General features: G+C 68.8%; 20 protein-coding genes and 1 tRNA gene. 5 read left to right on the plus strand and 16 right to left on the minus strand.

From position 1 onward, the window contains the following. The 4 genes from OPU66_RS13115 to argH all read right to left on the minus strand — a co-directional run. On the minus strand, window positions 1–417 hold a 417-nt coding region (locus OPU66_RS13115; RefSeq protein ID WP_498554106.1), incomplete at its 3' end, for a precorrin-2 dehydrogenase/sirohydrochlorin ferrochelatase family protein. Further along, window positions 417–1,682, minus strand: coding sequence for a diaminopimelate decarboxylase (gene lysA, locus OPU66_RS13120; protein WP_498554107.1), 1,266 nt, complete (start codon window positions 1,680–1,682; stop codon window positions 417–419). The genes lysA and OPU66_RS13115, both read right to left, overlap by 1 nt. Beyond that, window positions 1,682–1,921 carry a hypothetical protein gene (locus tag OPU66_RS13125; RefSeq protein WP_498554108.1) on the minus strand — a complete coding sequence of 80 codons (240 nt, stop codon included), beginning with the start codon at window positions 1,919–1,921 and terminating at the stop codon, window positions 1,682–1,684. The genes lysA and OPU66_RS13125 overlap by 1 nt, the downstream gene beginning before the upstream one ends. Beyond that, window positions 1,918–3,327 (minus strand): argininosuccinate lyase, encoded by a 1,410-nt coding sequence (gene argH / locus OPU66_RS13130; protein ID WP_498554125.1) that lies wholly within the window; start codon window positions 3,325–3,327, stop codon window positions 1,918–1,920. Before argH ends, OPU66_RS13125 begins: the two co-directional genes overlap by 4 nt. Here argH and OPU66_RS13135 point away from each other — a divergent pair. Further along, window positions 3,326–3,973: a TlpA family protein disulfide reductase gene (locus tag OPU66_RS13135; RefSeq protein ID WP_498554109.1), complete on the plus strand. Its 648-nt coding sequence runs from the start codon at window positions 3,326–3,328 to the stop codon at window positions 3,971–3,973. The two genes, argH and OPU66_RS13135, sit on opposite strands and share 2 nt — an antisense overlap. A gap of 189 nt (window positions 3,974–4,162) precedes the next feature. Here OPU66_RS13135 and dapD read toward each other — a convergent pair whose 3' ends face one another. After that, window positions 4,163–5,002 (minus strand): 2,3,4,5-tetrahydropyridine-2,6-dicarboxylate N-succinyltransferase, encoded by an 840-nt coding sequence (dapD, locus tag OPU66_RS13140; RefSeq protein ID WP_498554110.1) that lies wholly within the window; start codon window positions 5,000–5,002, stop codon window positions 4,163–4,165. Beyond that, on the minus strand, window positions 4,999–5,670 hold the full coding sequence (locus tag OPU66_RS13145) for a pyrimidine 5'-nucleotidase (RefSeq protein ID WP_498554112.1): 672 nt from the start codon (window positions 5,668–5,670) through the stop codon (window positions 4,999–5,001). The genes dapD and OPU66_RS13145 overlap by 4 nt, the downstream gene beginning before the upstream one ends. A 165-nt stretch (window positions 5,671–5,835) precedes the next feature. Here OPU66_RS13145 and OPU66_RS13150 point away from each other — a divergent pair, with 165 nt between their 5' ends. Next, window positions 5,836–8,094, plus strand: a complete 2,259-nt coding sequence (locus tag OPU66_RS13150) for a S8 family peptidase (RefSeq protein ID WP_498554113.1) — start codon at window positions 5,836–5,838, stop codon at window positions 8,092–8,094. 47 nt (window positions 8,095–8,141) lie between these two features. On the opposite strand, the gene OPU66_RS13155 is transcribed toward OPU66_RS13150, so the two are convergent. The 8 genes from OPU66_RS13155 to OPU66_RS13190 all read right to left on the minus strand — a co-directional run bounded on the left by OPU66_RS13155 (window position 8,142) and on the right by OPU66_RS13190 (window position 15,062). Continuing rightward, complete coding sequence (locus tag OPU66_RS13155; protein WP_498554114.1) at window positions 8,142–8,495, minus strand: HesB/IscA family protein; 354 nt, start codon at window positions 8,493–8,495, stop codon at window positions 8,142–8,144. Further along, on the minus strand, window positions 8,495–8,983 hold the full coding sequence (locus OPU66_RS13160) for an SUF system Fe-S cluster assembly protein (RefSeq protein ID WP_498554115.1): 489 nt from the start codon (window positions 8,981–8,983) through the stop codon (window positions 8,495–8,497). The genes OPU66_RS13155 and OPU66_RS13160 overlap by 1 nt, the downstream gene beginning before the upstream one ends. Further along, window positions 8,980–10,203: an aminotransferase class V-fold PLP-dependent enzyme gene (locus tag OPU66_RS13165; protein WP_498554116.1), complete on the minus strand. Its 1,224-nt coding sequence runs from the start codon at window positions 10,201–10,203 to the stop codon at window positions 8,980–8,982. Before OPU66_RS13165 ends, OPU66_RS13160 begins: the two co-directional genes overlap by 4 nt. Next, a complete protein-coding gene (locus OPU66_RS13170) occupies window positions 10,200–11,276 on the minus strand; it encodes a SufB/SufD family protein (RefSeq protein WP_498554117.1) in 1,077 nt (358 codons plus the stop codon). The genes OPU66_RS13165 and OPU66_RS13170 overlap by 4 nt, the downstream gene beginning before the upstream one ends. Next, complete coding sequence (gene sufC, locus OPU66_RS13175; protein WP_498554118.1) at window positions 11,273–12,016, minus strand: Fe-S cluster assembly ATPase SufC; 744 nt, start codon at window positions 12,014–12,016, stop codon at window positions 11,273–11,275. Before sufC ends, OPU66_RS13170 begins: the two co-directional genes overlap by 4 nt. A 21-nt stretch (window positions 12,017–12,037) precedes the next feature. Then, on the minus strand, window positions 12,038–13,507 hold the full coding sequence (gene sufB / locus OPU66_RS13180; RefSeq protein ID WP_498554119.1) for a Fe-S cluster assembly protein SufB: 1,470 nt from the start codon (window positions 13,505–13,507) through the stop codon (window positions 12,038–12,040). Continuing rightward, window positions 13,507–13,914: an SUF system Fe-S cluster assembly regulator gene (locus OPU66_RS13185; RefSeq protein ID WP_498554120.1), complete on the minus strand. Its 408-nt coding sequence runs from the start codon at window positions 13,912–13,914 to the stop codon at window positions 13,507–13,509. The genes sufB and OPU66_RS13185 overlap by 1 nt, the downstream gene beginning before the upstream one ends. Window positions 13,915–14,213: 299 nt before the next feature. Then, entirely contained in the window at window positions 14,214–15,062 is an 849-nt protein-coding gene (locus tag OPU66_RS13190; RefSeq protein WP_498554121.1) for a helix-turn-helix transcriptional regulator, read from the minus strand. A gap of 246 nt (window positions 15,063–15,308) precedes the next feature. Between OPU66_RS13190 and OPU66_RS13195 the strand changes: the two genes are divergently transcribed. Together OPU66_RS13195 and OPU66_RS13200 are read left to right on the plus strand one after the other, a co-directional pair. After that, window positions 15,309–16,580 (plus strand): threonine ammonia-lyase, encoded by a 1,272-nt coding sequence (locus OPU66_RS13195; protein WP_498554122.1) that lies wholly within the window; start codon window positions 15,309–15,311, stop codon window positions 16,578–16,580. 134 nt (window positions 16,581–16,714) lie between these two features. Next, a complete protein-coding gene (locus OPU66_RS13200) occupies window positions 16,715–17,470 on the plus strand; it encodes an arginyltransferase (protein WP_498554123.1) in 756 nt (251 codons plus the stop codon). Window positions 17,471–17,637: 167 nt separating this feature from the next. On the opposite strand, the gene ctrA is transcribed toward OPU66_RS13200, so the two are convergent. After that, window positions 17,638–18,345 (minus strand): response regulator transcription factor CtrA, encoded by a 708-nt coding sequence (gene ctrA / locus OPU66_RS13205; protein WP_160592279.1) that lies wholly within the window; start codon window positions 18,343–18,345, stop codon window positions 17,638–17,640. Between the two features lie 255 nt (window positions 18,346–18,600). After that, window positions 18,601–18,676, minus strand: a tRNA-Ala gene (locus tag OPU66_RS13210). Between the two features lie 418 nt (window positions 18,677–19,094). Between OPU66_RS13210 and OPU66_RS13215 the strand changes: the two genes are divergently transcribed. Further along, the gene (locus OPU66_RS13215; RefSeq protein WP_498554124.1) at window positions 19,095–20,084 is read left to right on the plus strand and encodes an NADP-dependent oxidoreductase; all 990 of its coding nucleotides are present in this window, start codon (window positions 19,095–19,097) and stop codon (window positions 20,082–20,084) included. Window positions 20,085–20,239 lie beyond the last annotated feature (155 nt).

The following is a 20,239-nucleotide window of genomic DNA, read 5'->3' on the forward strand; positions in this document are numbered from 1 at the left end:
CGCCCGCGCCGCGCCCAGCGCCGTTGCCAGCGCGCCCAGCCGTGCGGGCAGCAGCGCTTCCAGCCGCTGGCGCAGCGCTTTGGCCAGCCCGGCCGATGCGCCGCCGGTGCCGATGGCGATCAGCACCGGATCGCGGTCGACGATGGCGGGCAGGGTGAAATCGCACAGCGGCAGCCGGTCGACCGCGTTGACGATCATGCCGCGCGCCTTCAGCCGCGCGACCGCCGCTTCGGCGGCACCGTCATCGGCCAGCGCGACGATGGCCAGCCGGGCCTGTGCCGCGCGCGGATCGGCTTCCGCCACCACCAGCGCCCCGGCGCGTTCGAGCAGCCGGCGCTTGGCCGCCGCCATCTCGTCATCGCCGACAAGCACCACTGGCCGGTCCGTCAGCCGCATCAGGACCGGCAGGCTGTGCATCAGCGCCGGTCCAGCCAGTCCGGCACGCGTTCTGCGTGCATGATCGTCTCCGCCGCGATGCGGTCGGCAACCACCGCATAACGGTCGCCATCGACCATCACCTCGGGCACCAGCGGCCGGCTGTTATAGGTCGAGGCCATGGTCGCGCCATAAGCGCCCGCCGTGCGGAAGATCGCGAGATCGCCCGACACCACCCGGTCGATCTCGCGCGCCATCGCAAAGGTGTCGCCGCTTTCGCACACCGGCCCGGCAATGTTGGCGACCATCGTGTCGCCCGCCGGGCGCACCGCCTCGAAATGGTGATAGGCGTCGTAAAGCGCCGGGCGGGCCAGGTCGTTCATCGCCGCATCGACGATGACATAGGGGTGGACGACCCCCGGCTTCACCCAGATCACCCGGGTCAGCAGGATGCCGGCATTGCCGGCGATCACCCGGCCCGGCTCGAACATCAGCTCGACATCCCAGCCCGCCGTCACCCGGGCCGTCATCTCGCCCAGCGCATCGGGCGTCGGATAGACGGCCCCAGGCTGATAGGGCACGCCCAGCCCGCCGCCCAGATCGATCCGGTCGATGCTGTGGCCCGCCGCGCGCAGCTCTGCGACCAGCGCGCCGATCCGGCGATAGGCGGCCTCCAGCGGCTCCAGGCTCTGCAACTGGCTGCCGATATGGATGGCGACGCCGCGCAGCCTCAGCCCCGGCCGCCCCGCCAGCCGGGCGAAGATCGCCGCCGCCTGATCGACGGGAACGCCGAATTTGTTTTCCTTGCGCCCGGTCGAGATCTTGGCGTGGGTGCCGGCATCGACATCGGGGTTGACGCGCAGCACCGCCGATGCGGTCAGCCCGCGCGCGGCGGCGAGCGCGGCGAGCACTTCGCCTTCCTCTTCCAGCTCGATGTTGAACTGGCCGATCCCGGCTTCCAGCCCCTTGGTCAGTTCCGCCGGGGTCTTGCCGACGCCGGAAAACACGATGCCCGATGCGGGCATGCCGGCGGCAAGCGCACGAGCCATTTCCCCGCCCGACACCACGTCCGCGCCATAGCCTTCATTGGCCATCACGCGCAGCACGGCAAGGTTGGGATTGGCCTTGATCGCATAGGCCAGATGCACGCGCCCGGCGCGCTCCATGCCGGCGCGGAACGCGCGGGCATGGCGCTCGAACGTGGCGCGCGAATAGACATAGACGGGGGTGCCGACCTCGGCCGCGATCCGCGACAGGGGCACGTCTTCGGCGTAGAGTTCGCCGTTTCTCAGCTGAAAATGGTCCATCAGTTCGGCGGCAGGTCAAAGCGGTCGTCGCGGCGGTCCTCGGAGCTGCGCAGCAGTTCGTCGCTGCGCTGCGGCCGAGCCTGCGGACCGGGGGTCATCAACTCGGTCGGGGTCGGCTGGCGGGCCTCGCCCGGCGCGGGCGCGGGCAGGCTCTGCCCCGGCGGCGGTTGCAGCTCGCTCTTGCCGCCGCATGCCGCGAGCAGCAGCAGCGCGGCGATGCCGCTTCCTCGTCTGATCATGCCTCTGTCTCCGCTGCGCCCGGCAGCCCGTTCTCGTCCATGCCGATCAGCGTCCGCGCCTCGGCGATGCGCGCGCGCACCTGCGCCGGGGCGGTGCCGCCATGGCTGGTGCGCGACGCGACCGAGGCATCGACACTCAGCACATCATAGACGCGGGCATCGATCCGCGCATCGATGCCGCGCAGTTCATCAAGGCTGAGCGCGGCGAGCGGCCGGCCCGACGCCTCGGCCAGCCTGACCGCCTGGCCGGTGATGTGATGCGCTTCGCGGAACGGCACCCCGGCCTCGCGCACCAGCCAGTCGGCCAGATCGGTCGCGGTCGCAAAGCCGCTTTCGGCCAGCGCGCGCATCCGGTCGGTGCGGAAGGCGAGGCTGTCGATCATGCCGGTCATCGCCGCGATCGACAGGGTCAGCAGCTCATGCGCCTCGAACACCGGCGGCTTGTCGTCTTGCATGTCCTTTGAATAGGCGAGCGGCAGGCCCTTCATCGTCACCATCAGCGCGGTCATGCAGCCCATGATCCGCCCGGCATGGCCGCGCACCAGCTCGGCGGCGTCGGGATTGCGTTTCTGCGGCATGATCGACGATCCGGTCGACCAGGCATCGGCCAGCTGGACAAAGCCGAAGGGCTGGCTCGCCCACAGGATCACCTCTTCGGCCAGCCGCGACAGGTGCAGCGAACAGGCGGTGGCGGCGAACAGATATTCCAGCGCGAAATCGCGGTCCGACACCGAATCGAGGCTGTTGTCGGTCGGCCGGTCGAACCCCAGTTCCTCGGCAACGCCGTGCCGGTCGATCGGAAAGCCGGTGCCGGCGAGCGCGGCCGAACCCAGCGGGCATTCGTTCAGCCGCGCGCGCGCATCCTCCAGCCGGCCGCGATCGCGGTGGATCATCTCGAAATAGGCCATCAGATGATGGCCAAGCGTCACCGGCTGAGCGGACTGGAGATGGGTGAAGCCCGGCATCACCGCATCGGCATGTTCCTCGGCACGGCGGACGAGCGCCTGCTGCAATCCGGCCAGCGCCGCATCGGCCTCGTCGATCGCATCGCGCACCCACAGGCGAAAATCGGTCGCGACCTGATCGTTGCGCGACCGCGCGGTGTGCAGCCGCCCCGCCGCCGGGCCGATCAGTTCGGCCAGCCGCGCCTCGACATGCATGTGAATGTCTTCAAGCGCCGGGTCCTCGGGCACGCCGCCGGCGGCATATTCGGCCTCGATCCGGTCCAGCCCGGCTTCGATGGCGGCGACATCGGCGGGATCGACAATGCCCTGACGGCCGAGCATCGCGACATGGGCGCGGCTGCCGGCAATGTCCTGCCGCCACATTCGCTTGTCGAAGCCGATCGAGGCATTTATCTCGCGCATCACTGCCGCGGGCCCTTCGGCGAAGCGCCCGCCCCACATGCTGTTGGAGCTTCCCGTGCGGCCGTTCATTACGCCTTTTCTCCCACTCGTCCCGCCTGCCGCGCGCCTGCCTGCGCTGATGCTGGCCAGCCTCGCGCTCCTCGGCGGCTGCGATAGGCAAAGCGACCCCGCGCCGCAAGCGACGGCGAACAGCGCCGCACCTGCCGCCACCCAGCCCGCAGCCGCCGGGGGCGAGGAGCCGGCGGGAACGCTCGATATCTCACGGCGCGGTCAGGCCGCGCCCGACAAGGGGTTCACCGATCCCGCCGGGCGGCCGGTGACGCTGGCGGCGTTTCGCGGCACGCCGGTGCTCGTCAATCTGTGGGCGACATGGTGCGGCCCGTGCGTCAAGGAAATGCCGACGCTCGAAGCGCTCGCCGCGCGCACCGGCGACCGGCTGAAGGTGCTGACCGTCAGCCAGGACCGGGACGGGATCGACATCGCCCCGACCTTTGCCAAGGGCGGCTTCACCCGGCTCCAGCCCTATCGCGACACGCAGCAGGAACTGGGCTTCGCGATCGGCAGCGGCATGCTGCCGACGACGGTGCTTTACGATGCCGACGGCAAGGAAGTGTGGCGCGTCACCGGCGGCATGGACTGGAACGGCCCGCGCGCGAACACGCTGCTCGCCGAATATCTGGGCTGAGGCGCGCGGGGCTGTTGTTCAGGAAGAACGGCACCGGGTGTTTTTGATCGGGAAGAACGGCACCGGCCCGCACCCCCACCCGGCCTCCCACAGTGTATCCTGCCGTTGGGAGGCCGGGTGGGGGTGCGGGCCGGTGCCGCCCGTGCGGCGTAAGCCGCACAGCAAACAACTCCCGCCCCCGCGCCCGTCTTAGTCCCGCAGCAGCTCGTTGATGCCGGTCTTGGCGCGGGTCTGGGCGTCGACGCGCTTCACGATCACCGCGCAATACAGGTTGGGGCCGGGCGTGCCGTCGGGCAGCGGGCGGCCGGGCAGGGTGCCGGGCACGACGACCGCATAGGGCGGCACCCGGCCGATGAACACTTCGCCGGTCGCGCGGTCGACGATCTTGGTCGATGCGCCCAGATAGACGCCCATCGACAGCACCGCGCCCTCGCCGACGATCACGCCTTCGGCCACTTCGGCGCGCGCGCCGATGAACGCGCCGTCCTCGATGATCACCGGCCCGGCCTGAAGCGGTTCGAGCACGCCGCCAATGCCCGCGCCGCCCGACAGATGGACGTTGCGGCCGATCTGCGCGCACGACCCGACGGTCGCCCAGGTGTCGACCATCGTGCCTTCGCCGACATGGGCACCGATATTGACGAAGCTGGGCATCAGCACCGCGCCCTTGCCGATGAACGCCCCCCGGCGGACGATGCTGCCCGGCACCGCGCGGAAGCCGGCGGCGCGGAACGCCGCCTCGTCCCAGCCGGCGAATTTGGACGGCACCTTGTCCCACCAGTTGGCGCCGCCGGGGCCGCCGGCGATGGCGGCCATGTCATTGAGGCGGAACGACAGCAGCACCGCTTTCTTCAGCCACTGGTTGACGCGCCAGCCGCCCTCGCCGTCGGGTTCGGCGACGCGCGCCGTGCCGGCATCGAGCGCCGCCAGCGCGGCATCGACCGCGTCGCGCACCTCACCGCCGGTTGCGGCCGAGATCGTGTCGCGCGCCTCCCAGGCGGCGTCGATGATCTGCATCGGATCGGTCATGTCCTGTCCCCCAAAATCTCGTGAAGCCATTCGCCCAGATCGGCGATTTCGAAATCGACATAGGCCTTGTCATCGGCCTCGCGCCCCTGTTCGGACCCGTTATTGACCCACACGGTCGTCATGCCGATCGCCTTGGCGGGCCTGAGATTGCGGGCCATGTCCTCGACGAACAGGCTTTCGCTGGGATCGATGCCGAACGCCGCGCACATGCTCTGATAGGCGGCGGGCTTGGGCTTGGGCTCATAGGCGCAGGCATGGATGTCGTGGATCGCCTCGAACGCATCGGTCAGCCCCAGCCGGGCGAGCACGCGCCGCGCATAGGGCGCATCGCCATTGGTGAAGATCAGCTTGCGCCCCGGCAGCCGCGCCACCGCATCGACCAGCCGGCGGTCCTCGGCCAGCACATCCATCTCGATATCATGCACATAATCGAGGAAATGGTGCGGATCGACGCCATGTTCGGCCATCAGCCCCGACAGGGTGGTGCCGTGATCGTGGAAATAATCCTTTTGCAGCCGCAGCGCCGCCTCCCGGTCCAGCCCCAGCAGATCCTGGATGAAGCGCGTCATCTTGGCATCGATCAGCCCGAACAGGTCGATCGACGCCGGATAGAGCGTGTTGTCGAGATCGAAGATCCAGTTGCGGACATGGGAGAGGCGGGCGATCATGGCGGGCCTCGCCTTAGCCGCGCCCGGCCCGGGCGGCAATCGCCGCGCGCCGTGGCCGGTCGGCTGCCAGGGCGCGGCATTAAACGAACGGCAATGGCTGTCGCCTATGCCGGCATGCGACCGGGCGAGGGCAGCATGGCAGGATATGGATCGGCACGCGGATTGATGGCCGGCGCATGTGCGCTGGCGCTGTCGGCCTGTGGCGGCGGGGGTGGCGGCGGCGGCGTGCAGTCGACGCCCGCGCCGGCCCTGCCGCCCCCCGTGGCCACGCCATCGCCCACGCCGCCGCCGCCTGCTTTCGACACCGCCGAATATCAGCGCTCGACCGGCCTTGCGCTCGCCAATGCGCTGCCCGCCTATCAGGCCGGGGGCAGCGGTGCCGGGGTGACGGTGGCGGTGATCGACAGCGGTGTTGCCGCCGCCAATGCCGAGTTTGCCGGGCGGCTGTCGCCCGCCTCCACCGATGTCGTCGGCACGCGCGGCGTCGGCGATGAAAGCGGTCATGGCACGGCGGTGTCGAGCGTGCTGCTCGGCGCGCGCAACGATGTCGGCACCCATGGCGTCGCCTTTGGCGCGACCTTGCTCGCGCTGCGCACCGACAGCATCGGCAGCTGCACCGGCGCGCAGGGCGAATGTTCGCACAGCGACAATGCCATTGCCCGCGCGCTCGACATTGCCGTGCAGCAGGGCGCGCGCGTCGCCAACCTGTCGCTGGGCGGGGACGCGCCCAACACCGCGCTGCTCATCGCCATGCAGCGTGCGACGGCGGCGGGGATGGTGCTTGTCATCTCCGCCGGCAATGACGGCGCGGCCCAGCCCGATCCGTTCGCGGCGGTGGCGACCGACAGCGTCATCGCGCGCAACCAGATCATCATCGCCGGGGCCTATGATGCCGGGCGCGTGATCGCCGAGTTCAGCAACCGCGCGGGCGCGGCCTCTGGCTTTTATTTGACCGCACTGGGCAGCCGGGTGCGCGCCATCGACGAAACCGGGACCAGCTTTCTTTATTCCGGCACATCCTTTTCCGCGCCGCATATCGCCGGGGCGGCGGCGCTGCTCGCTCAGGCGTTTCCGAACCTGACCGGGGCGCAGATCGCGCAGATCCTGTTCGACAGCGCCGATGATCTGGGGGCCGCCGGCACCGATGCCATTTATGGCCGGGGCGGGCTCAATATCGGCCGCGCCTTTGCCCCGCGCGGCGGTGCGGCGCTGGCCGGCACCGCGTTCAGCCTGACCGGTGGTGCCGCGCTCGCCACGCTGTCGCCGGCGATGGGCGATGCCGTGCAGCGCGGCCTGAGCGCGGTGATGCTCGACGGGTTCGGCCGGGCCTATGGCATCGATCTTGGCAGCGGCATCGGCGTCACCGCGCCCAGCGCGATGCTCGGCCCGATCCTCAACCAGCCGGTGCGCGGTGCCGGGCTGGCGCAGGGCGATGCGGCGTTCGGCCTGTCGCTTGCCGCCGGCCGCGCCGGGCCGGGCGATGCCGATCCGGCCGCCTATCCGGGGGTGCGCCCCGATGCGGGCTTTGCCCGGCCGCTTGCCGGCTTCGTCGCCGGGCGGATCAGCCGCCGGACGGCGCTTGCCGCCGGCTTTGGACAGAGCGGCGCGGCGCTGGCGGCGCGGCTCGACGGGCACGCAGAACAAGGCCTGCTGATGGCACGCGCGCCGGGCGACGCGCTGGGGTTCGACCGGCGGATCGCGAGCGCGCTGGGGGTGAGTCACAGGCTGGCGGGCCTTGGCCTCAGCCTGGTCGCCGAACAGGGCGATGCGTTGCGCGCGCTGCCCGGCGATCCGCGCCGCCCGCTCGACCGGGCCGGCTATGCGCTGGTCGGGCTGGGGGCCGCGCGGGCGCTGGGTCCGGTCGCCTTCGATGCGCGGCTGAGCGTGATGCGCGAGGCCGGCAGCGTGCTTGGCGGCCGGTTCGGCGCGGCCTTTGGCGGCGGCGGCGCGCGTACCGTGTTTGGCGATGTCGGCGCGCGCTGGCGCCCGGGGCCGGGCTGGTCGCTGGGCGCGGCGGCGCGGCTTGGCTGGACGCGGATGGACGGCGGCGGGCTGGTGGCCGAGGGGGCGGCGTTCGGCAGCACCGCATTCGCGCTCGATCTTGCCCGCACCGGGCTGTTTGCGGCCGGAGACCGGCTGGCGCTCAGGGTCGCGCAGCCGCTGCGCGTCGGGCTGGCCGGCGCGGGCGGGATCGCGGTGCGGCTGCCGACCGGCTATGACTATGCCGATGGCAGCACCCGGTTCGACTGGCGGCGGCTGAACCTGACCCCCGACGGGCGCGAGATCGCGGTCGAGGCCGGCTATGCCGGGCGGGCGCTGGGCGGGTCGTTCGGGGCCAATCTGTTCTGGCGCCGCGATCCCGGCCATTTCGCCGCGCTGGGCGATGACATGGGTCTGGTGATGCGCTGGCAGACCGGGTTCTGAGCGGATGGGGGTGCGGGCCGGTGCCGCGCCCTGAACCCCGCGAACCCTTAAACCGTAAAGCTCTCGCCGCAGCCGCAGCTGCCCTTGGCATTGGGGTTGGCGAACACGAAGCCGGCGGTGAAATCATCCTCGCGCCAGTCCATCGTCGATCCGATCAGATAGAGGATTGAGCCGCCATCGACGAACAATGTCCCGCCGGGCGTGTCGATGCGCTCGTCGAACGGCTTGGCCTCGGCGACATAATCGACCGAATAGGCAAGGCCCGAACAGCCGCGCCGCGGCGTCGACAGCTTGACGCCGATCGTCCCTTCAGGCGCGCGCGCCATCAGATCGGCGATCCGCTGTTCGGCGGACGGCGTCAGGATCAGCGCGGCGGGGCGGGCGCGGGTGGTGGTCGCCATCACAGCATCCCCAGTTCAAGCTTGGCTTCGTCCGACATCTGCGCCGGGTTCCAGGGCGGATCCCAGACCAGATTGACCTCGACATCGCCGACCCCCGGCACCGCGCCGACGCGCAGCTCGACCTCGCCGGGCATGGTTTCGGCAACCGGGCAGTGCGGCGTCGTCAGCGTCATGGTGACGACAGTATGGCCGCCATCGCTCACCTCGACGCCGTAGATCAGCCCGAGATCATAGATGTTGACCGGGATTTCGGGGTCGTAAATCTCCTTGAGCGCGGCGATCACCGCGTCATAGATTTCGCTGCCCGGCGCGCCCGCGGGCAGGGCAGCGGGCTTTTCGGCCAGAAACCCGTCCAGATAATCGCGCCGGCGCGGTTCGGCGGTGCCGGGCTCGGCCCCGGCCGTCACCGGCGCATCCTCCACCCGCGCGCGCGGCGGCGGCGGCACCGAATCGACATGTTCGACGGCAATGCGGCTCTGTTCGTTCATCCGAAAATCCTCGTCACCCGCCTCAGCCCGGCCAGCAGCGCCTCGACATCGGCCGGTTCGTTATAGATGCCGAAACTGGCCCGCGCGGTTGCGGGCACGCCCAGCACGTCCATCAGCGGCTGCGCGCAATGATGCCCGGCCCGGATCGCCACCCCGCTTTCATCAAGGATGGTGCCGATGTCGTGCGGATGCGCGCCGGCCATGGTGAAGCTGACGATCCCCGCGGCATCGTCCGGCCCGAACAGCGTCAGGCCCGGAATCTCGGCCATGCCCGCCCGCGCCAGCGCGACCAGCGCGGCTTCATGGGCGTGGATGCGCGCGATCCCGATCCCCTCGACATAGGCGATGGCGGCGGCGAGCGCGATCACGCCTTCGATATGCGGGGTGCCGGCCTCGAACCGCGCCGGGGCGGGGGCGAAGCTCGTGCCGGCAAAGCTCACCCGGTCGATCATCGCGCCGCCGCCCTGCCAGGGGGGCATCGCCGCCAGAATCTCGTCACGCGCCCACAGCACGCCGATGCCGGTCGGGCCATAAAGCTTGTGCCCCGACAGCACATAGAAATCGCAGTCGAGCGCCGCCATGTCGAGCGCGAGGCGCGGTGCGGCCTGACAGCCGTCGAGCAGCAGCTTCGCGCCGACGCGGCGGGCAAGCGCGGCGGCGCGGCCGACATCGAGCACGCTGCCAAGCACGTTCGACACATGCGCAAAGGCGATCAGCCGGTGCCGTTCGGTCAGCATCGCCTCGGCGGCATCAAGGTCGATCCGGCCATCGGCGGTCAGCGGGCAGACATCAATGCCGATGCCGGTGTCCTGCTGGATCAGCTGCCAGGGCACGATGTTCGAATGATGCTCGAGCGCCGACAGCAGGATGCGGTCGCCGGGCTTCAGATTGGCGCGGCCCCAGCTCTGCGCGACCAGATTAATCCCCTCGGTCGCGCCGCGGGTGAACACGATCTCGTCCGCCCCGGCCCCGATGAAGCGGGCGACGGCGGCGCGCGCCGCCTCGAACGCCAGCGTCATGTCGGCCGAGCGGCGATAGACGCCGCGATGCACGGTCGCATAATCGCGCGCATAGCAAGCGTTGACCGCGTCGATCACCGCCTGCGGCTTCTGCGCCGTCGCCGCCGTGTCGAGATAGGACCAGCCTTCAGGCAGCGCCGGGAAATCGGCACGATGCCCGGCGATCACCGGATCGGCGGCGGCGTGGAGCACCGCGCTCATGCCCGCGCGCCCAGCCACAGCGCGGCATCGGCGAGCAGCGCAGCGCGCACCGCGTCGTCGGCCACCGGCTCCAGCGCGTCGGCGACAAAGGCGCGGGTCAGGATCGCCCGCGCCTCGGCGGGCGGCAGCCCCCGGCTCGCCAGATAGAACAGCGCCTGCCGGTCCAGCTCGCCCACGGTCGCGCCGTGCGCGCATTTGACGTCGTCGGCAAAGATTTCCAGCTCAGGCTTCAGATTGATGGTCGCGGTGCGGCGCAGCAACAGCCCGCGCAGCGACTGCTCGCCATCGGTCTTCTGGGCATGGCGCGCGACCTCGACCCGCGCCGCCAGGCTTGCCGTCGCCTGATCGTCGGCCACCGCGCGCCACAGCTGGTTGCTCGTGCCGCCGGGTGCGGCGTGGCGGACGACGACCGCGGCTTCATGGCGCTGGCCGTCGCGCGCGAGCAGCGCCCCGCCCATTTCCGCCGCCGCGCCTTCGCCGGTCGTCACCAGCCGGGCATCGCTGCGGCTGCCCGCGCCGCCCAGCGCCAGCACCGTGGTCGTCAGCCGGGCATCGGCACCGATCTCGGCCTCGTCGCGTAGCGACTGGAAACCGCTATCCTGTGCCAGCCGCACCACCCGGGTCAGCCGCGCGCCGGGCGCGAGCGTGATCGCGGTCAGCCGGTTCGCCCAGCCATCGCCGATGAACGTCTCGACGATCACCGCCTGCGCGGCCTCGCCGAGCATGACCCGGCCGGGCAGATGATTGGCCCCGCCAGTCGACACATGGACGATTTCGACCGTCGCGCTCTCGCCGCCGGCCGGCAGATCGAGGTGCCAGCCCGGGCCGGTCGCCAGCCGCCCGAGCGGATGGTCGGTCGCCGGATCGACCTGGCCCAGCCCGACCGGGCCCGGCGCGCTCAGCGCCGCATCGATCCGGCCATTGACGAACACCAGCCGCGCGCTGTCACCGATGATGAATGGCGGCAGCGCCGGGCGCTCCGCCGCCGGGCTGGCCGCGGCAAGCGCCGGCAGCGCCGCCAGATCGGCCCAGCGCCAGGCCTCGTCACGGGAAGAGGGGAGGGCGAGGCTCACGCGGCAAGCGCTCCATAGCCGTCGCGCTCCAGCTCAAGCGCCAGTTCCGGCCCGCCCGACCGGACGATGCGCCCGGCGGCCAGCACATGGACGAAATCGGGCCGCACATAATCGAGCAGCCGCTGATAATGGGTGATCAGCAGCACCGCCTTGGCGGGGGTGCGCATGATGCGGTTGATGCCTTCGCCGACCGCCTTCAGCGCGTCGATGTCGAGGCCCGAATCGGTCTCGTCGAGGATGGCGAGCTTCGGGTCGATAATGCCCATCTGCACCATCTCGTTGCGCTTCTTCTCGCCGCCCGAAAAACCGACATTCACCGGCCGCTTGAGCATCTCCATATCAAGGCCGAGCGCATCCGCCTGGGCGCGGGCGAGGCGCAGGAAATCGCCGGCCGACAGCTCGTCCTCCCCGCGCGCGCGGCGCTGCGCGTTCAGGGCGGTGCGCAGGAACTGGACGTTCGACACGCCCGGAATCTCGACCGGATACTGAAAGCCGAGGAACAGCCCGGCGGCGGCGCGCTCATGCGGCTCCATGGCGAGCAGATCCTGGCCATCGAACGTCACCGAACCCGCGGTGACTTCATAACCGGGCCGCCCGCCCAGCACATAGGACAGCGTCGATTTCCCGGCCCCGTTCGGGCCCATGATCGCATGCACCTCGCCCGCGCCGATCGACAGGGTCAGGCCCTTCAGGATCGGCTTGTCGGCGACGGTGGCGTGGAGATTGGTGATTTCAAGCATGGGTCTGTGCGACTTTCGTGATTATCCGACCGAGCCTTCAAGGCTGATCCCGAGCAGCTTCTGCGCCTCGACCGCGAACTCCATCGGCAGCTGCTGGAGCACTTCCTTGGCAAAGCCGTTGACGATCAGCGCCACCGCATCTTCCTGGCCCAGCCCGCGGCTCATCGCGTAGAACAGCTGGTCGTCCGAAATCTTGCTGGTCGTCGCTTCGTGCTCGATCTGGGCGGAGGGGTTTTTGACCTCGATATAGGGCACGGTGTGCGCGCCGCACTGGTCGCCCAGCAGCAGCGAGTCGCACTGGGTGAAGTTGCGGACATTCTCCGCCGTCGGCCCGACGCGGACAAGGCCGCGATAGGTGTTGTCCGACCGACCGGCGCTGATCCCCTTCGACACGATGGTCGAGCGGCTGCCCTTGCCGAGATGGATCATCTTGGTGCCGGTATCGGCCTGCTGGCGGTTGTTGGTGACGGCGACCGAATAGAATTCGCCGACCGAGTTTTCGCCCGCGAGCACGCAGCTCGGATATTTCCAGGTCACCGCCGAGCCGGTCTCAACCTGCGTCCACGACACCTTGGAGTTCTTGCCCTGGCACAGCGCGCGCTTGGTGACGAAGTTGTAGATGCCGCCCTTGCCCTCGGCATCGCCCGGATACCAATTCTGCACGGTCGAATATTTGATCTCGGCATCGTCGAGCGCGATCAGCTCGACCACCGCGGCGTGCAGCTGGTTTTCATCGCGCATCGGCGCGGTGCAGCCTTCGAGATAGCTGACATAGCTGCCCTTGTCGGCGACGATCAGCGTGCGTTCAAACTGGCCGGTATTGGCGGCGTTGATGCGGAAATAGGTCGACAGCTCCATCGGGCAGCGCACGCCTTCGGGGATGTAGACGAAGGTGCCGTCGGAGAAGACCGCGCTGTTCAAGGTCGCGAAGTAATTGTCGTGGATCGGCACCACCTTGCCGAGCCACTTGCGGACAAGCTCCGGATATTCGCGGAGCGCTTCCGAAATCGACAGGAAGATGACGCCGGCCTTTTTCAGCTCCTCGCGGAACGTGGTCGCGACCGACACGGAGTCGAACACCGCATCTACCGCCACCTTGCGCGCGCCTTCGACCCCGGCGAGCACCTTCTGCTCCTCGATCGGGATGCCGAGCTTTTCATAGGTGCGGCGGATTTCGGGATCGAGCTCGTCGAGCGACTTGAGCGTCGGCTTCTGCTTGGGCGCCGCGTAATAATAGGCGTCCTGATAGTCGATCGGCGGGATCGACAGCTTCGCCCAGTCGGGGCTGTCCATCGTCAGCCACAGGCGGAACGCCTTCAGCCGCCAGTCGAGCATCCATTCCGGCTCGTTCTTCTTGGCCGAAATGAAGCGGACAATGTCCTCGTTCAGCCCCTTGGGGGCGAATTCCTGTTCGATCTCGCTGGTGAAGCCCCATTCATAGCTGCTCAGCTTCTCGGCGGCTGCCAGGGCTTCTTCGTTGCGCGTCGCCATCAGGCGGCTCCTGCTAGGGTGGCCAGGCTGACGCCCGACAGGGAAGCGCGAATCGCGCCGTTGACCGCGCCCCAATGCGGGCGCACCTGACACGCGCCTTCAAGCGCGCAGTCGTGCCGGCCTTCCTCGACACAGGCGGTCATCGCGATCGGGCCTTCGACCGCCTCGACAATATCGGCAAGGCTGATATCGGCCGGGGCGCGGGTGAGCACGAACCCGCCGCCGCCGCCGCGCGCCGAACGGAACAGCCCGGCCTGGCCCAGCCGCTGCAACAGCTTCTGGGTGGTGGGCAGGGGGATGCCGGTTTCATCGGCGACGATGGTGGCCGACAGGCGCGCGCCATCGCCCGCACGGGCGGCAGCGGCCATGATGACCACGGCATAATCGGCAAGGTTGGACAGGCGCATCGGTTGGGGCGGGCCGTTCGGGTTCAATCAGACTGTTATTGTCCGATTGCATGTGGGCGCGGCAAGCCTCCCGGTCAAGCCGGAAATGTCGGTGTGCGAGTCTTTGATTTGGGTCGCGGTATGGGGTTGTTTGTGTTGCGGCTCACGCCGCAAGGGCGGCACCGGCCCACACCCCCACCCGGCCTCCCATAGCGTATCCTGCCGTTGGGAGGCCGGGTGGGGGTGTGGGCCGGCGCCGCGACCAAACTAAAGACTCCCAATCCCGCGACCCAAATCAAAGACCCACACACCGCGCTCGCTCAGGTCTCCGCGACCAGCGGGGCGACTTCGCCGGCAAAGGCGGTGCGGCGCAGCGTCAGCCGGGTGAGTTCGGGCAGGTCGCCGGTCAGCCGGGTCGGCGTGATGCCGGTGAAATGCTTGATCTCGCGGATGCAGTGCGACTGGTCGTAAAAGCCGTGGTCGAGCAGCTCGGCCGGGCTGGCCTGATGCCGGGCGAGCACTACCGCCGCGCGCAGCGCCCGGTATTTGCGCGCCAGCAGCTTGGGCGGTGCGCCATAAAGCCGCTTGCACAGCCGCTCGATCTGTCGCCGGCACAGGCCGGTCGCGGCCACCAGATCGGCGATGTCGGGGCTGGGGCTGGCCGCCAGCCAGGCATCGACCGCGCGGGTGAAGTCGCGCGACCGGTCCGGCCCGTCCGCGATCAGCCGCGCGAACATCGGCGTCGCCGCGGCGACCTTGGCCGCCAGATCGGGGGCCGCGCGGATGGCGGCGGCGGCGTCGTGCAGCTCGCGGCCGAACAGCTCGGTCGCGTCGATCACCCGGTTGGCCATGGCGGACGCATCCACGTCGATCATCGCGCCCCAGCCGGCGGGCAGGATGCCGACGCCGAACACCTCGACCGGGCCGTCGATTTCGACATGGCTGGGCGCGGTCGTCGGCCCGACCAGCTGGATTGCGGGGCCGGGCTGAACATGGCCGTCGGCGAATCGGTAGGTGCCGCGCCCGCGCAGCAGGAAGCGGAACTGGGCAAGGTCGGCGCGCTCGTCATCGGCAAAATGCGGCACATCTGCCCGGAAGTGATAGAAGACCGACAGATATTCGGCGAGCGCCGGATCCGGCGCGGCATAGTCGAGCGCGATCGACCCCATTTGCGAGCCCCCGTTCTTTCCCCGCCTGAGGATAATCCGCAGTTGAGCGGAAGAAAAGCGGCCCGGCCGGAACGGGTCCGGCCGGGCCTTGAGGTCAGGAACTCCCTGTAAGGGGAGCCCTTCGGGTCGCGACATCTTCATAACGACGCGCACGCCGATTCGGATAGGACAGATGCGACACCGGCCCCCGATCGCTTCGCTGACGTAGCGGCATGACAGAGCCGGTCCGACTGGCTAAGGCGGGCCATGGCTTCCGTTCCGTCCACCCCCGCCACCCCGTCCCCCGCTGCTGCGACCGCCGGCGATCTGCCGGTCGCGCTGCCCGATATCGAGGCCGCTGCCGCGCGGCTGGCCGGGGCGATCGTCCGCACCCCCACGCTTCACAGCCAGACGCTGTCGGCGATGACCGGGGCCGAGGTGTGGCTGAAGTTCGAGAACCTCCAGTTCACCGCCGCTTACAAGGAGCGCGGGGCGCTCAACACGCTGCTGCAGATGGACGAGGCGGCGCGGCGCAAGGGCGTGATCGCCGCCTCGGCCGGCAATCATGCGCAGGGGCTTGCCTATCATGGCAACCGGCTGGGCATTCCCGTCACAATCGTGATGCCGCGCCCGACCCCGACCGTGAAGGTCACCCAGACCGAGGGGCATGGCGCGCAGGTGATCCTTGAGGGCGAGACGTTCGACGCCGCCTATGCCCATGCCCGGCGGCTGGAGGAGGAGCGCGGGCTGACCTTCGTGCATCCGTTCGATCATCCGCACATCATCGCCGGGCAGGGCACGGTCGCGCTCGAACTGCTCGCCGACGCGCCGGAGATCGACACGCTGGTCATTCCGATCGGCGGCGGCGGGCTGTTTTCGGGCATGGGCACCGCCGCGCGCGGCATCCGCCCGGATATCGAACTGGTCGGCGTGCAGGCCGAACTCTATCCGTCAATGTATGCGCTGACCAAGGGGCTGGACCTCGCCTGTGCCGGCGACACTCTGGCCGAGGGGATTGCGGTCAAGCAGCCGGGGCTGCTCACCCGCCGGTTCGTGCAGGCGCTGGCCGACGACATTCTGCTGGTGTCGGAACGCGATCTGGAACGCGCGGTCAGCCTGTTGCTGCAGATCGAAAAGACGGTCGTCGAGGGCGCGGGCGCGGCCGGGCTGGCGGCGCTGCTCGCCCATCCGGGCCGATTCGCGGGGCGGCGCGTGGGCGTCGTGCTGTGCGGCGGCAATATCGACACCCGGCTGCTCGCCAATGTGCTGCTGCGCGATCTGGCCCGGTCCGGGCGGCTGGCGCGGCTGCGGGTGCGGCTGCAGGACCGGCCGGGCGCGCTGTTCAACGTCGCGCGCATCTTTCATGACCAGCAGGTCAACATCATCGAGGTCTATCACCAGCGGGTGTTCACCACCCTGCCGGCCAAGGGCCTGATCACCGACATCGAATGCGAAACCCGCGACCGCGCCCATCTCGACCGGCTGATGACCGCCCTGCGCGCGGACGGTTATGAGGCGAGCCTCGTCGAACTGGCCTGACCGGGTGTTGTTTGTTGGGAAGAACGGCACCGGGAGTCTTTGTTTTGTCGCGGCACCGGCCCGCTATCGGGTAAACCTCCTTTTCACGATCTTCGGGCTAGCGCTCGGGCGGGTCGGACGGAGGACCGGAGACGTTGAGCGCACCATTTCGCTTTCCCCGCTTCTTCGTGACCAGCCCCAATCCCTGCCCCTATCTGCCGGGGCGGCTGGAGCGGAAGGTGTTCACCGAGCTGAACGGCCAGCATGCGGCCGAGCTCAACGACGCGCTTGGCCGCATCGGCTTTCGCCGCAGCCAGAGCGTTGCCTACCGGCCGAGCTGCCCGGAATGTTCGGCCTGCATTTCGGTGCGCGTCGTCGCGCATGATTTCGAGCCGAGCGCGACCCAGAAGCGGACGCTGAAGCGCAACCGCGACCTTGAGGCCACCGCATGCCGGCCCTGGTCGACCGACGAGCAATTCCAGCTGCTGCGCCGCTATCTGGCCGCGCGCCACCCCGGTGGCGGCATGTCGGGCATGGACGAGATGGACTATGCCGACATGGTCGAGCAGACCCCGGTCAACACCCATGTCATCGAATATCGCGAGCCGCGATCCGGCGGGGCGCAGGGGCGGCTGGTGGGCGCGTGCCTGACCGATCAGCATGCCGACGGGCTGTCGATGATCTACAGCTTTTACGATCCCGACCATGCCGAGCGGCCGGGCCTCGGCAATTTCATCATCATGGACCATATCCTGCGCGCCCGCGCTGCCGGCCTGCCCTATGTCTATCTGGGCTATTGGGTGCAGGGCTCGCAGCGCATGGCCTATAAAACGCGCTTCCGCCCGATCGAGCGGCTGACCGGCACCGGCTGGGTGCGCTTCGAACCCGAATCGGTGCCGCAGCCGGTGTGAGGGGCGCAGCACCGGGGGTGCTGAGCTGGAAAAAACGGCACCTGAAGTTGTTTGTTCGGGAAGAACGGCACCGGCCCCGCGCCGTCAGGCGCGCACACACAACACCGCACAAAAAGAAAAGGCCGGGGACTGGCCCCGGCCTTTTCCTCCCCCGGCGTGAAGCCCGGTCAGGCGGCGGCGGTGGCCGGCGCCTTGTCTTCGTCGGCGTCGCGCAGCACATAGCCGCGTCCCCACACCGTCTCGATGTAATTGTCGCCGCCACAGGCAAGGCTGAGCTTCTTGCGCAGCTTGCAGATGAACACGTCGATGATCTTCAGTTCCGGCTCGTCCATCCCGCCATAGAGATGGTTGAGGAACATTTCCTTGGTCAGAGTCGTGCCCTTGCGCAGCGACAGCAGCTCAAGCATCGCATATTCCTTGCCGGTCAGATGCACGCGCGCGCCGTCGACCTCGACGGTCTTGGCGTCCAGATTGACCGCCAGCTTGCCGGTGCGGATGACCGACTGGCTATGGCCCTTCGAACGGCGGACAACGGCATGGATGCGCGCCACCAGCTCGTCGCGGTGGAACGGCTTGGTCACATAGTCATCGGCACCGAAGCCGAAGCTGCGGACCTTCGAATCCATTTCCGAAATGCCCGACAGGATCAGGACCGGCGTCTGCACCTTGGCGGTGCGCAGCTTTTTGAGCACGTCATAGCCGTGCATGTCCGGCAGGTTCAGGTCGAGCAGGATGATGTCGTAATCATACAGCTTGCCAAGATCGAGGCCTTCCTCGCCCAGATCCGTCGTGTAGACGTTCAGACCTTCGGCATTGAGCATCATCTCGATCGACTTGGCGGTCGTCGGCTCGTCTTCGATCAGCAACACGCGCATGGCGGCAGGCCCCCTGGTTGTCGCGGCCTGATGCGCCCCTCATGCGCAACCTGCCCCGGTCACCTTCATTAACCAGTTAACCTCTGCGGGCAAAAGGTTAATATGCATTTAATGCCACAATACGTCCGGTTCCGCGCCGGTGGATCGCGCAAACTCAATCCGGCGGACGGCCGACAGGGTCTGCGGGCGGCCGACCAGGCACGGGGCCGGCGGTCTGGTCCGCAAATGGCATATGAAACGAAAACAAGGGGATAATGGTGGAGCCGAGGGGGATCGAACCCCTGACCTCGTCATTGCGAACGACGCGCTCTCCCAGCTGAGCTACGGCCCCGCACCATGTCCCGCGGCCGGGGCAGCCCGGCGCGAAGCAGGGCCATTAGCGGCGCTTTTGCCGGGATGCAACGCCTGTTGCGCATCGCCGGGCGGCGCGCAGCGATTTTTTCGGCAGGGGCGATTTTTTCTGCGCATGATTTTTTTCGCCGCCGCCGTCCCGGCCGGGCAGCGGCAAGCCGTAACGGCAGACCCGGTCCGGGCGCGTCGCCGGCTTTTGCCGGCACCCGCCGGCCGCTGGTGGCGAGCCTTGTTTCGCGCCCGCGTCCCGGCCTAGACCGGATGGCGATCCGGTCACACCGGATCGGCAACAGATTTAGGCTTTTGATCTGCTGCATTTTCCGAGCCGCCGGGGGATTCGGCCCGGCTTGAAAATGCGCTGACAAGGCCTGCACGCTGACCGTTCAAGGAGAGAGAGAATGTCCCGCGCCTGGATCCTCAAATCGCGCCCCGCCGGCATGCCCGGTCCCGACAATATCGCGCTGGTCGACCTGCCGGCCCAGCCGCTCGCCGAAGGGCAGATCCGCGTCGCCAATCGCTGGCTGTCGGTCGACCCCTATATGCGCGGGCGGATGAATGACGTGAAAAGCTATGTCCCGCCGTTCCAGATCGGCGAGCCGCTGCAGGGTGGCGCGGTCGGCGAGGTGATCGAAAGCGCCAATCCCGCCTTTGCGGTCGGCGACAAGGTGCTGCACATGGCCGGCTGGCGCGACGAGGCCGTGGTCGGCCCCGAAATGATGCCGCAAAAGCTGCCGGCGCTGGGCGTGCCCGATGAAACCTTCCTGCACAATATGGGGCTGACCGGCGGCACCGCCTATTTCGGGCTGCTGCGCTGTGCGGCGGCGCAGCCGGGCGACATCGTGTTCGTGTCGGCCGCGGCGGGCGCGGTCGGCTCGGCGGTCGTGCAGATCGCCAAGCTCAAGGGGATGACGGTGATCGGCTCGGCCGGCGGGCCGGACAAGGTCGCCTTCGTCAAGGAACTGGGGGCCGATCACTGCATCGATTACAAGGCCGGCCCTGTCCTGCCGCAGCTGATGGCGGCCGCGCCCAAGGGCATCGACGTCTATTTCGACAATGTCGGCGGCGAACATCTCGATGCCGCCTTCGCCACCGCGCGCCAGAATGCCCGGTTCGCGATCTGCGGGATGATCGACGTCTATAACGACGGCAAGCCGCAGGAGATGAAGTATCTGATCCGCACCATCCCGGCGCGGATCATGATGCGCGGCTTCATCTACACCGATTACATGGCCGAGTTTCCGGTGTGGCAGCAGGAAATGGCCGGCTGGGTGACCAGCGGCCAGATGAAGGCGCGGACGACGGTGATGGACGGGCTCGACTCGACGCTCGACGCGTTCCTCGGCCTGTTTTCGGGCGCCAACACCGGCAAGATGCTGGTCCGGCTCTGACCGGTGCGGAGCGGGAGCGCGCGGCGCTCCCGTTTCCGGTGCGGCTCACGCCGCACTTGCGTCACCGGGAGTTGTTTGTTGGGAAGAACGGCACCGGCCCGCACCCCCACCCGGCCTCCCATAGCGTAACCTGCCGTTGGGAGGCCGGGTGGGGG

This window comes from Sphingomonas sp. URJC2, assembly GCF_059803575.1.